Genomic DNA, 12,550 nt, shown 5'->3' with positions numbered 1-12,550 from the left:
GTTCATGGCCAAGACAAGATTGACAACCATGTTCAACACAAGATCGACAAGCACGTAAACTGATGCGGTCACGCCCGGTGAATGTGTTGAGGGTCGTCGGTGAGTGATGAGCGAACACGAAAAAGGGCGGCTCGCGCCGCCCTTTCATTGGTTTCTGATGAATTTATGAGAGGCGAGACCGTCGCAAGGCAGCCTCTACGCGGGCGAAGCCCCGCAATACTTGGTGTCGTGAATGTTCGCGCTCGCAAAGGGGATGGGCGAAGATTTCCCCGCCGGTATCACGGAGCTCATAGCCAATCGCGGGGAATGCCGCCTCGGCACCGGAAAGGATGCGAAGATGTTTTTCATGGGAAGCAAGCGCATGAACACCTGTAATCTGTTGACCTCGCTGCCATCGATGTCGGTACAGCCATAGCCGGACCGATGGGACGTGATATTTCACGCAAAGCCAGGCTGTCACATCGCAGATGTCCTGCGCCAGTTGTGCAGAATGCGGATCTTCATCCAGGCCCTGTGCTTCCCATGCGCAGGGCGACAGGAGCTTATCCGACATGGCGAAACCGCGCGATCAGATCGCTCAGCCGCGCACCATGCCACTGCGCGGCTTCCGCAGCGTAGATGTTGCGCTCGCGCGAAATCCGCTCGAGCGACGACGCCGATTGTGCGGCAATAATGCGCCGGATATCGCGCAGCGCGACGTTGACGGTATCGGCGTCCGGAAACGGTGCCGCAAGACCCGAATGGAGCACGCAGAAGGCCTCAAATCCTGCGGGATCATCGAGCGCGTCGAGCAGATCGCACAAGCTTGCTCCGTGCTGGCGGAGGTGCTTTTGCGTGTCGGCGACCGCGTCGTAGCGGGCCTGCTTCGTGTCGATGACGGTGATGGTGTTTTGCATGGTGGTCTCCCTTTTGCATGCGTGAACGGTGGTTTGCCTGATTCATCGGCGTCATGTCCGTGCATCGCGGGGAGTGTTCGGTCTCCGTAGGTCTCCTCTTGCTTGGTCTCAATGGCTGCTGTGTGGCGCTGGTAACGAGAACATTGGTCGTTTTTCTCCGGCACGAAGGAAAAATCTGCGGACCGGTGCATTTTTTTTGATCGGCAGGCCCGCGCCCTGGCGCGAGGCGGGCGCAGGCCAGTCAATCACGCTGCCCGAAAGTCCGGAGTGGGAAAGATGCCAGCGCTGCGCAGGGCGTCGTCGAGCCCATCCGCAAGGAGGCAGAGTTCGGGAACGATCGGATTATCGGGCTCCAGCATCGCGACGGGCGCGAATTCCTCCCAGTCGTCGCTATGCTCGAGAAACAGCAGGCCGCGCAGATCCAGGAGGCGGCGCCGTAGACGGGTGGTCAACGGCCCAGGCTGGCCCAGGCCGTCCCTGATGGCATTAACCAGCCGTGCGCCGCGTCGCCCCGCGAGAAGGACCGCGGCCTGGCCGAGCCCCTCATGATGCGCGGACAGATATGCGCGCAGTGCCAGTTCTCCGGTTGGCATGGCGCGGAAATCCGAGCCTGGTTGAATTTTGGTGTGAAACATTGTGGTCCTCCTTGATTTCGTCGTGGCGGTCCGGGGTTCGTCCCGGGTCAAAAGGATTGGAGGTCCGTATGTCGCTGACTGCTTGGTCTCACGCCTCATGTCCAAGGCGTCGAGATCGGCGGTCGGCGGGGGATATTCGTGGTTCCTTTCTTCAGGTGCGGCTGCGGTCTATCTCAGCGATCAACAACGACATTGGTCAAAAGCTACTTCGACGAAGAATATTTTTGGGATTCTGCCAAATTATATTGATAGCGCCTTTGAAGAGCGTCTTTTTGACGTCGTGCGTCAATCGAGAGGAGGTAGGTTCTGCCGGAATGAGCGGACTGCGATCGTTCGCTGTGGCATTCACCAATGGCAGCTATTTGCGGGAAACAGCCGATGCAAGTCTGTGCCATCACTGAGAAACTTAACAGATATGTCCCGGACTGTTGGGTCACAATCGCGGAGCACGGAGACAGGTCGAAAACAGGTTCGCAGATACATTGCTGCAGTTATCCGTCTTTTTAAGAAGTGTTGCTCCCTGCACGTCACATTCGGATTGTCATTCAATCGGCTGGCGCTTTAGGCTGAGCTCAATCCAAGATTATTTTTTCAGTTCAGGTGACCCAGTGAAAGCGACCGAAGCCGGCCTCCTCCAGTTCCTCCGAGCCGCCCCGAGATTTGTCATCCCGATTTACCAAAGAACCTACTCTTGGACGGAGAAGGAATGCACCCAGCTCTGGGAGGACATCTATAGAGCCGGGTCGGATGACAATATCGATGTGCATTTCATCGGCTCCATTGTCTACATTGAGGATGGGCTATCCAATAATACCAAGCGGGCCCCCAACCTGGTCATTGATGGTCAGCAACGCTTAACCACCATCACATTGCTATTGGCTGCGCTCGCCGACAGTGTCGGTGATGAGGAACCGGTCGAAGGCTTCTCTGCAGACGAGATCCGCGAAACTCTCCTGACTAACCACCGGCGCAGCGGCGATGAGTTCTATAAGCTGCTGCTGACCCGGACCGACCGCGATACCCTGAAAGCGATCGTCGGTCAGCATGACCATCCCACGCCCAAGTCCGACCGCATCGTCGAAAACTATGACGCGTTCAAGAACCGCCTTGCGGCAGGCGACGCTGTTGTTGAGACGATCTGCAAGGGCCTTGGCAAGCTGATCATGGTGGACATCGCCCTGAGCCGCGAACACGATAACCCACAGCTTATTTTCGAAAGCATGAACTCGACCGGGCGAGAGCTCAGCCAAGCGGACCTCATCCGGAATTTCGTGCTCATGGGACTTGAGCCCGACTATCAGACAAGGCTCTATGAGCATTACTGGCACCCCATGGAGCAGGATTTCGGTCAGGGTGCATATACAGCGCATTTTGACAACTTCATGCGCAACTACCTGACGGTCCGCACAGGCAATATCCCCCGCTTGGGCGACGTCTACGAGGCCTACAAAGCCTATGCGCGCCAAGTGCAATCCAAAGGCGGCACTATCGAGGACCTGGTCAAAGAAGTTCGCTACTACGCCCGCCTCTACGGTGTCATCGCTCTTGGCCATCAGACCGAGCCTGACCTGGCCGAGGCGTTCCAAGATATCCGCGAACTCAAGGTAGATGTGGCCTACCCCTTCCTTCTCGAGGTCTTCGATGACGTCGAAAATGGACGCCTGACAAGTGTGGAGTTTCACGATGTGCTGCGCATGGTCGAAGCCTATGTCTTCCGCCGCGCAATCTGCTCCATCCCCACTAATTCGCTCAATAAAACTTTCGCCAACCTCGCCCGTTCGATCGACAAGGATGATTATCTGAGCAGCGTCCGGACCAACTTCTACGGCATGAAGTCATACCGGCGCTTCCCACGAGATGAAGAGTTCATCCAAGAGCTCAAGACCCGAGACCTTTATAACTTCCCGCGGCGAAGCTACTGGCTCCGGCGTTTCGAAAATAATGGCCGCAAGGAGCGCGTGCATGTCGACGACTACACGATCGAACACATCCTGCCTCAAGACCCAAACCTTTCGGCAGAGTGGCGAAATGAACTCGGTCCCGAAGCCGAACAGGTACAGGAACGTTGGTTGCACACACTCGGAAACTTGACCCTTACCGGATACAACCCTGAATACAGCAATCGTGCGTTCCACGAGAAGCGCGACATGGAAAATGGCTTCAAAGACAGCCCGCTCCGAGTGAATAAAGGACTTGGGGCGACTGAGGCTTGGGACGAGGAAGCCATCCAGGCGCGCGCAGCAAAGCTGGCGAAGGAAGCGACCAAAGTCTGGGCCGCGCCGACCCTGACGGATGTAGAAATCGCCTCGCTGAACGTTGTGAAGGATGCGCCGACAACTGGATACACGATCCAGGATCACCATCACTTGGCTGGAGGTCATACCAGAGAACTGTTTGACGCATTCGAGCAAAGGATCCTTGCCCTCGACCCCTGCGTGACCCGCGAGTTTCTAAAGCTCTATGTTGCCTTCAAGGCCGAAACAAATTTCGCGGATGTCGTCCCTCAGGCGAAAGGCTTGCGAATCTCACTCAACATCGAGCCGCAAGATATCAGCGATCCCCGGGGAATGGTAGAAGACGTGACCGGCGTCGGTCGATGGGGCAATGGTAACTCTGAAGTGCGGCTGACTAAGATCGAGGATATTTCTTACGTCGCGGGCTTGGCACGGCAAGCGCTGGAGCGACAGATGGATCAGGCAGAAGCAGCCTGAGAGAGCGGGCGCGATCGGCGTCAGTTCGGCGCGCAGCCTGGTCGATACGAAGGACGAAAAGCGGGCTTTCGCTGCGGCGACCATGAGCATCCAGAAGGCGCTGACCGCGGGCCTTCGTCGAAGGCCGTGCCAATGACGGCTGGCTAATGCTCTTTTCAGCCAGTCATGCGCTTTTCTGTAGCTTGGCCTTGCCATCACAGTCAGGGAAGCGGACACAGCCGAGAAATGCTCCATAGCGGCCGCGCCGTTCGACAAGCCATCCTGCTTCGCAACTGGGGCAAGTCTGCTGGGTCTCCCCGCAATCAGTGCAAACCAGTTCTCCACTGGTCCGGGAACGGATCGGGAGGCCGACACCGCAGGCGGGACAAGCCGGCATGCGACTGCCGCACAGCTTCACGTGCTCGCAGCGATACCAGTCGCGACCGTCCTTTCCAGCCATGTGAAGCAGACGCCCGCCGCAACCCGGACAGGTGTGGGTGTGCTTCTGAGCCTCCAATGGCACGACTACACCGAACTCGGGCTCTCTCATCAGCTCTTCGACGAAGACAGAAGGGCGCGCCTCAGAGGCAAGAATGGTCACGGTCCGCCGTGCGCGGGTCACAGCCACATACATGACACGCCGCTCTTCGGCATTTGGGTATGGCTCGGCCTCAGGCGATACAAGGCTAAGCAGAGGGTCGTCGACGATCATCGAGGGGAAGCCCATCTTGGCGTTGTCGGCACCAAGGATGATCACGTGATCGGCCTCGAGGCCCTTCGATGCATGGATGGTCTTGAAGGTGATCATCGCCCCGGGGTTCTGACGCTGAAGCCACCCGACATCGGGCCTCAGGAAACGATATCGCCCGAGGATCAGGATCGACGGCTTCCCGCCACCCTTGCCTTCAGTAGCGGCAAGAGTAGCCACGGCGTCGTTCAAGGCCGTCTCCCCGGTGTCGCGGCGCGTCCAAGCGATCCTGATCGAAGGTTCGTCCGTCTCGCCTGCCGGTATCACCGTCTTAGTGATTTGAGCGGGGTTGCGGAGAACAAAGCGACGGGCAGCCAGAGCGATCTTGTCCACCGATCGGAAGGTCCGACCGAGATCGACGGTCCGATGGACTCCAGTGGCTCCTGCATAAATGCCGCCAAATTCCGCGCCGAAGTTGCGCATGATGTGGATGTCCGACCCGGCAAAGCGGTAGATCGACTGCCAGTCATCGCCGACGGCAAACACCCTGGCATCGGAATGCTGGCGTTTGAGTGCCTGGATCAGCTTCGCCCGTCCGGTCGAGATGTCCTGGAATTCGTCGACGAGGATATGTCGAAACGGGCTCTGGTAGCGCCCGCTCTCGACGAGGGCGGTGGCGCGGTTCACCATGTCTTCGAAGTCGATCCGATCGCCCAGGCGGGACTGATACTCTCGGAACACGGCCCCGAAGATCTTTAGGAAGGCCTCGGCCCGCTTGCCCATCTTGAGCGTCTGCGCTTTGTCGGAGCAGTCGTCGACCCGATAGCCGCCGTTCTTGAAGTGACGCAGGAAGGTGCCCATCAGCGAGGTGAAGCTGTCGACCACCCCGACCTCGGCCACACGGTCGTAGATCGCGATGTCCGGGATCGGCCGCAGCGTGACGTGGGGCTCGAGCTTTTTGGCAAGCGCGTCGAGCAGCCGGCCCTCTTCACGCTCCCAGCTGTAGGTCTCGACCAGAACCGTCTCGTGCTCGGCATGGACCTGCCGCTTCCAGTCCATGCTTTCGAGGTATTCATCGCGATCGACGTAAGGCGCCGTGGTCAGTTCCTCCACGCCGTCCCGGCCGCGTTTCCTGCGCACGCCGAAATGCTCGATGTAGACGCCGCTCTCTGTCAGCCGGAAATCGGGCGTGTAGATGCGGCGACCCGTTTTCTGGAGCTTGTGCTCGTAGCTCGGCTCGTATTCGTAGGCGATGCCGTTCCGGAAGAGCCAGTTGGCGATCAGAAGCTCTTCGAAGCTGTTCACCGTTTCGCCTTGCAGCGTCCGCAGGTTGCGGCTCTCGATCTGCGCATACCATTCGTGCTTCGTCTTGAAGTCCCATTCTGTCGGGAAGTCGTCAAAGAAACCGGCGAACCAGCCGATCACGGTCTGCGCGATCTCGCTGGCGGTCGCTACGACGTGTCGCAGGATCTCCTTCATGAGCGTCAGGAACGCCTTGTCGTCTGTTGCGGTCGGTGCCAAAGGGGGCTTCTCCCCCTCCACTTCACCGATGATCTCGTAGGCCAACGCGTGGAATGTGCGCGCTGCCACGAGGACCCCGCACCGCGCCTCGATCCGAACGGACATCTCGGTTGCGGCATCCTTCGCAAAGGCCAGCAGCAGGAGCTCGCTCGGCTCTCTTATCCCCGCCTTGACGAGGTAGGCGGCCTTGGCGGTGATAACGCTTGTCTTGCCGGAGCCCGCGCCGGCCAGAACCAGCGTCGCGTCTTCGTCGACGACGACCGACAGGCGCTGCTCCGGCGTCAGCGGCATGGACTCGACCGTGTCGAAGAAATCCTGCCATCGGAGGAGCTGAGCTTCGACGAACTCTGCAATGGAGGCGTCACGGACGACATGCGGATCGGATGCGAGCGCCATGATCGGGGCAATTCGGGACATCACCTGGTCGCCGACGGCCTCGGCGTTCAGCTTGGACAGCACACGGCTGTTCAGATCGGCGGCATCGCGCACCAGCGGCGCTACGTGGCATGCTGCGGGATAAGCATCCGGCACCTTGAGCGCATCGAGTGCGTGCAGGATGTGCCGGACCGCGGCGTCCTCCTTCTCCAGCTCCGCCCGATTGAAATCTGACCAAGCTCTGGCGGCCGCATCCGCGAATTCCTTTGCCGCAGAGGTATCCACCGCTGGCAAGGTCAGGTTACGGCCGCCGCCAAGATCGAGCGAAAGCGACGACGAGAGAAGGCCCTTGCTGACCGATGGGCGCGTCGCAATAGCTTCAAGCCCTATCCAGGGCAAACCAGCCCCGTTTGCCGCAATACCCTTTTCTTGCAGGGTTAGGGACCTTGGATGTCGGCCGAGAGGGTCAATCAGGAACCCCAGGAAGGATTTTGAGGCGAGGTTCATGAGCACCAAATTGCCAGTCTTTCCCAAGGTGTAGCAGATATCGGACAGCGGGGAACCTTTTGGGACGCATCGCAGACGCGGATGGGCGAACACTGTGCCCACTTATGCCCGGCAATGCTCTCAAATCGGGCGAACGGCGGGTGGAAACCGGAAGTTCGCCGCAGGTGCGAACGCACCCTGGCCTCGACGTGGAAGCGGACCTTCTGCCACGCCCAACTCGTCGGATCTGATTGACCGATACTGAGGAGGGAATGCGGGACTTCCCTGCATATGCGAATAGATAGGCTCAAGCGACTAAGAAATCTGTCATTCCCACAGAATGGTGTAGTAATTCAGGTCAATGCCAAGTTCAGGTATTCGATCGATGCCCCCGACGCACGAGATCAATGACAACGATTTTGACCTCTTCAACGGCTGGCCAGTCATGGGCGATCGAGTGCCAGTAGTCTTGCAAGGTTTCTTCGAGACCGTCGAGGCCGACCAAGCGACCTTCAATTTGCCACCTGCGATCAGGTGCGCGCCCTTGCCATACAAGCAACATGACACCTCGGCCGCCACCTTCATCTCGGAGGTAGTCGCCCGCGAGTTGGTTCCGGAGCCGCTCGCATAGGTCCGGTCCCGTCCAACCATTGTCGAGGAGCTTCAGTTCGATTGGGACTGATGTGAGGCCCGGCCTCTGGACCCAGATGTCGGGTCGCTGCGCGTTCGGCATCTCGTTTTCCTGCGCGCAGCTGTATCGACCATTCGCCAGATCATTTAAGCGACCGGTGAGGAGATTTCTCATCTCCGTTTCGGCCTCCACACGCTGCCATGTCCGGTTTGGACTGTCGTCGCCGTCCTCCAACCACGACTGGATATCGATCAGCCGCTGGACGGCAATCAAGAAGAGCTGGGCGTTCGTTGCTGGCGTCATCAGCTGATCGGCGTCGAATTCGCGCAACTGATCGTCCGACCAATCCTCGATGTCGCCGTCCTTCTCGGCACGTTCGGACGCCAAACGGAGCATCCAGGCGCGAGAGGACTCGTTCGGATGGTCCTCGGCTAACTCCCTCAGGACGAGGTATGTCTCCTTTCCGGGGATATCGCAGAGCGCTTTGAATAGGCCGTCGCGCGCATCCTGAGCGTCGTCGCGCAGGCCGGGCGAGTAAACGCCGCGTCCAGCCCGATTGATGTCCGTCTCTGCCGTGATGTGTTGGTGCATGAGCACATACAGGCGCTTGAGGTGAGCCGGTGTCCGATGACTTTCGAATCCCGTCCCGAGGTTTTCGCTGCGGCGACTTCCAAGCAACTCGGTGATGAAATGCTGAGCGGCCGTTGATGCCTCTGCGGCGGGCAGTGAGCCGAGCCACCCTTCCAGATGCGCGATTGCCTCGTCAGCGTCGATGTCGACCCAAAGCGCGAACCATTTCGCGTGCTCGGCGACTGAAGACTGCACCTCCAACTTTGCGCGCGCGAGAGCAGAAAGCCGAGTGCTATCAGCTGTGCTGTTGGCAATGAAGATCGCCTTGCGGAGCACATCTGCGTCGCGTGCATTGTTCACCTCCAGCCAGTCAATGACCCACTCCGCGATATCCGCGTGCAGCCAAGGCGCGTAGTAGACGATGTCATGGAGCACGTAGGAGCGCGGCGCCTCCTCACGTTCGAGGTCCCAAGCAAGTTCACGGAGCATCGCGTCGGAAACGACCTCAGGGCGATCACGATAGGATTTCTCCAGCCAGGTCGGGAAGCCGTTCAGTTCCCATGGCACATAGCGCATGGCGAGACGTAACTCATCGTCACTCAGGTGCGTCGGGAACTCCGCAGCCTGCTCGGCTTCCATTTCGAGGCCCGCAAGACCGAAGATAAGGTTGCTTGGAACGCCGGTTGTATCTTGCCCATCGGAGGCGAGCGCAGGGGTGTAGTGGCGCCAGTGGTCGATGCCGGCATCGCGGTATGCGACGGCAACGTTTTCACCGAATGTCTCGATGAGGCTGCACCAATTGTCACCTCGCCACCGATTGCTTTCGCCATTCTGGGCAGCTTCCATCAGATATAACTGATTGTAAGTCATTTCGCCGGGGGCGACGTCTTCCGGGCGTCGAATGAGGTTCGGGTTGGCTTTGAGGTCCTCGATCCAACGACGTCGGCGTTCTGCGGCTACAGCACTTTTTCTCTCACGTTTTCGCCGAGCCTTGGCAAAACGCTCGTGCATGGCTCGCTGCTCTTTCGTGGGCCTCCAGTTCACAAGGCTTTCAAGGTGTTCTGCCAAGGACGGGTTGCTTTCGGCAAGGCTTCCCAGCCGACCTAAGTCCTCGTCAGAGAGTTCAAAGTCCTTGATCAAGCGGTAGGCAAGCGTGACCGCAACGAGCTTGTCGTCGTCATGCTCGCGGTTCGGGATAAACGAAAGCACGCGATCGAAGTCGGCATCTCTGTAACGGCAATACTCATGATGTAATGCCCAGACCGGATCGGTCAGGCGAGCCCCGCCGGTCTCCTCACGTCGTGACCGTTCGGCAGAAATCGCAGACCAGAAAACGGTATCGTTCAGATCGGGCCAGTCTGGCACCGCCTCCTGAAGGCGCTTCGCATGATCACTAAGATCGATATCATGCCAGAAGCGGGCTGAGGCAACCTTTTGCAAGACAGCTACAGTGCTCTCCAAGAGCGCGTGCGAAGATCGCACGCCGACAAGTCGCTCGACGCCATGCGCCGCCGCGCTGAGAAGCCAACTCTGTTCTCGCGATATACGTTCGCGCCCGCCATCGAGGTAAGGTTCCCGAGAAAGGGTCTCATTGAAAGCCTCGATCAACGTTGCCAATTCCTGCTGGCCGTCGGCCTGCTGGACGTCGAAGCCGTCCAGAAATCGATGAAAGGCATCGGACAGCCCAGACGTGTGGAAGCGCTCGTACGGTGTTAGCCGCTCGATCAGCGCAGGGACTCGATCAATGGAGGCGCGATCAGACGATGCGTTGCGTACGATCTCGGCGGCGAGATGCCGGTCCACAGGATTCTCGTCCGCGACAATCCTGTCCCAGACAGCTTCGAGGTCTTCCCTCGTTCCGGCCGTCGCAACGGCTCTCACCGCCGCAATTCGTGAGTAGCGACCTCTACCGCCCTCAACGGCGATATCCGCCATCGGCCCGAGGCAAGCTGTCATTTTTCCTTGCCAGACCAGTCTGCCAAGGAAAAACAGAGCAGAATCGTTCTCACGATACTCTTCCGTCAACCGCACGACATCATCGGACAGGTCGGGATCGGCGATCCGCGCGATGGCGTCATTGTCGCTTGCCGAACGAGGGCCGACGTCTTCGGCAATCCTGGCAACGATTTGATAAAGGAGTTGACGCCTCTCCTCCTGCGGAAGTCGGGAGGGATCTCCGCCTTCTGCGATGATTTCGGGACTGAGGGCAACCGCCCTGCGGCGGATGTTCTCGTCGAGGAGGATCAGCCACGGCAGCACTGGGCGCAGGCGGGGCGCGATGAAAGTGTGGCCGTATTTTTCGCGGAAGATCAGGCTTTCGATTGCTCGCCGAGAATTTCCCGTCCGCAATAAGTCAGCCAGCCATTCCGCTGCCAGAAATTCCCGCACCTCGCGGTGACGAAAGCGAACCTTACCGTAGATAACATCATCGAAAACTCCTCTCTCGAGGAGTGCGTGGACGTCACTGGGCTGCCAGACACCGAGCACCGAAGCGGCGTCGATGCCGTCTTGGAGAGGTTGTTCGTCCGGTACTCGTATCCCGGATTTACTCGATAGAATGACCGCCGCAGCCAGATGTCTCGCACCTGCGCGAGCTCTCTCGCGATTTAGCGGCTGTTGCCTGTCCCGGTCGGGATTGATTTCCGAAAGCCGTCTATCGATCCCGAAGCGTAGAAAATCGAAGCGGCTGCCGAGTTCGCCATCCTGCTTCCATTTTTCGATGATGCTCTCGAGATCGAAGGGTCGTGCCGCAACTGCGATAAGGTTTCGTCGCTGGATGTCCTCGACCAGCAGATCCGCATCGGCGACACCGCGCGCTTCGGCGAAGGTGCGGATGTCAGTTTCGGTAAGGTCATTCAAAACGTAGACGCGCAATCCGCCGTCGGCTTCCGATGACTCCTCAACGTGCTCGAGGACCTCCTCAGTGAGCTCGTTGGCGTCGACCGTCTCCACAACCTTCGTTTTCTGCCTCGCATATGGCAGATACTTCTGTACCATCGCGTAATCGGTGTAGCTCCGCCAAGCGTACGGACGACTGGAAATCACGATGTTTGCTCTGTGCTGCGCAGCTTTTATTTTGCGGGCGAATTGGCGGATCGCTTTTGCGAATGTGCGCGGGTCGTCAAGGCGGGCCTCGTCGATGGAATCGAGGTAGAACCACGCGTCATCAGACGACCACAGCCAAGCCTCAAAGGCCTCATCATCCCCGACCACTGAAAGCCCGCTCTCCTTCGCTGCGCGGCTCGCAAAAACCCACATCGGCGACCGTCTGGTTCCATTTTTGCACGATATCAACATTGATCTCGGAGATATGGCAGCGAACGCTGAAAAAGCGTAAGCGGCGGTCGCGGCCCATTGATTTTTCAGTTGCGTTTGGTCGATCGCGTGAAGCTGAGGTCTGTGGGTAGCTCCTCAGGGACTACGAGACGAGGTCCCTATGCGCCGTTGGGCTGCCGCACGTAGGCCCACGGCATCAGGATGTCGATGTCGCGGTCAAGGTGGCCGTTGGCCAATTTCGTGAACAGGTCGCGCAGATAGGCATAGGGTTCGACGCCGTTCATCTTGCAGGAGCTAATCAGGCTGGCGAAGCGTGCCCAGTTCCGGCCGCCCTCGTCGTGACCGGCGAAGAGCGCATTGCGACGATTCATGGCAGGGCTGCGGATGGCGTTCTCGACGAGGTTGGAGTCGATATCGACGTGACCATCGTCCAGGAACAGGCGGAAGCCGTCCTGACGCTTCAGCATGTAGGCCATGGCCTTGCCGAGATCGGACTTGCGCGAGACCCGCCCGGCCTGCGCCTGCAGCCAGGCGAAGAACTCGTCGACCAATGGACGAGACAGCTCCTGCCGGACGGCCCGGCGCTGATCAGGATCCGAGCCACGGATTTGGTCTTCAATCTTGTAGAGCGTGGCGATGCGCAACAGCGCCTTGTCGACAATAGGCGAACCCTTCTTGGGTTTGGCCTTGATCAGTTTTCGCCGCCCATGCGCCCAGCAGAACGCCAGACGCAATGGATCGCCGCCCGTGCGTTTTGGTGTGGCAAGGTGAGTATAGGCGCC

8 protein-coding genes are annotated in these 12,550 nt (G+C 59.0%); 1 reads left to right on the top strand and 7 read right to left on the bottom strand.

Going from position 1 to position 12,550, the window contains the following annotated elements:
* Positions 1 to 163: 163 nt before the first annotated feature.
* The 3 genes from DC366_RS20075 to DC366_RS13400 all read right to left on the bottom strand — a co-directional run bounded on the left by DC366_RS20075 (position 164) and on the right by DC366_RS13400 (position 1,531).
* Positions 164 to 553, bottom strand: a complete 390-nt coding sequence (locus tag DC366_RS20075; RefSeq protein WP_207768720.1) for a hypothetical protein — start codon at positions 551 to 553, stop codon at positions 164 to 166.
* Positions 543 to 896: a hypothetical protein gene (locus DC366_RS13405; protein WP_108692741.1), complete on the bottom strand. Its 354-nt coding sequence runs from the start codon at positions 894 to 896 to the stop codon at positions 543 to 545. The genes DC366_RS20075 and DC366_RS13405 overlap by 11 nt, the downstream gene beginning before the upstream one ends.
* 245 nt (positions 897 to 1,141) lie before the next feature.
* Positions 1,142 to 1,531: a hypothetical protein gene (locus DC366_RS13400; RefSeq protein ID WP_133176209.1), complete on the bottom strand. Its 390-nt coding sequence runs from the start codon at positions 1,529 to 1,531 to the stop codon at positions 1,142 to 1,144.
* A 608-nt stretch (positions 1,532 to 2,139) separates the two neighbouring features.
* On the opposite strand from DC366_RS13400, the gene DC366_RS13395 reads away from it, so the two are divergent.
* Positions 2,140 to 4,242 (top strand): DUF262 and DUF1524 domain-containing protein, encoded by a 2,103-nt coding sequence (locus DC366_RS13395; protein WP_108692739.1) that lies wholly within the window; start codon positions 2,140 to 2,142, stop codon positions 4,240 to 4,242.
* 163 nt (positions 4,243 to 4,405) lie between these two features.
* Here DC366_RS13395 and DC366_RS13390 read toward each other — a convergent pair whose 3' ends face one another.
* From DC366_RS13390 to tnpC, 4 genes are all read right to left on the bottom strand, one after another.
* Positions 4,406 to 7,312 carry a UvrD-helicase domain-containing protein gene (locus DC366_RS13390; protein WP_243405135.1) on the bottom strand — a complete coding sequence of 969 codons (2,907 nt, stop codon included), beginning with the start codon at positions 7,310 to 7,312 and terminating at the stop codon, positions 4,406 to 4,408.
* 349 nt (positions 7,313 to 7,661) lie between these two features.
* Entirely contained in the window at positions 7,662 to 11,705 is a 4,044-nt protein-coding gene (gene hyoA / locus DC366_RS13385) for an NACHT domain-containing antiphage protein HyoA (RefSeq protein ID WP_207768719.1), read from the bottom strand.
* The gene (locus tag DC366_RS19920) at positions 11,692 to 11,847 is read right to left on the bottom strand and encodes a hypothetical protein (RefSeq protein WP_165802913.1); all 156 of its coding nucleotides are present in this window, start codon (positions 11,845 to 11,847) and stop codon (positions 11,692 to 11,694) included. Before DC366_RS19920 ends, hyoA begins: the two co-directional genes overlap by 14 nt.
* A gap of 79 nt (positions 11,848 to 11,926) precedes the next feature.
* A partial coding sequence (tnpC, locus tag DC366_RS13380; RefSeq protein ID WP_108692738.1) for an IS66 family transposase occupies positions 11,927 to 12,550 on the bottom strand: 624 nt, incomplete at its 5' end.

The sequence above is a fragment of the Pelagivirga sediminicola genome (assembly GCF_003072125.1).
Taxonomy (GTDB): domain Bacteria; phylum Pseudomonadota; class Alphaproteobacteria; order Rhodobacterales; family Rhodobacteraceae; genus Roseovarius; species Roseovarius sediminicola.
This window is presented reverse-complemented; position numbering and strand designations above follow the sequence as displayed.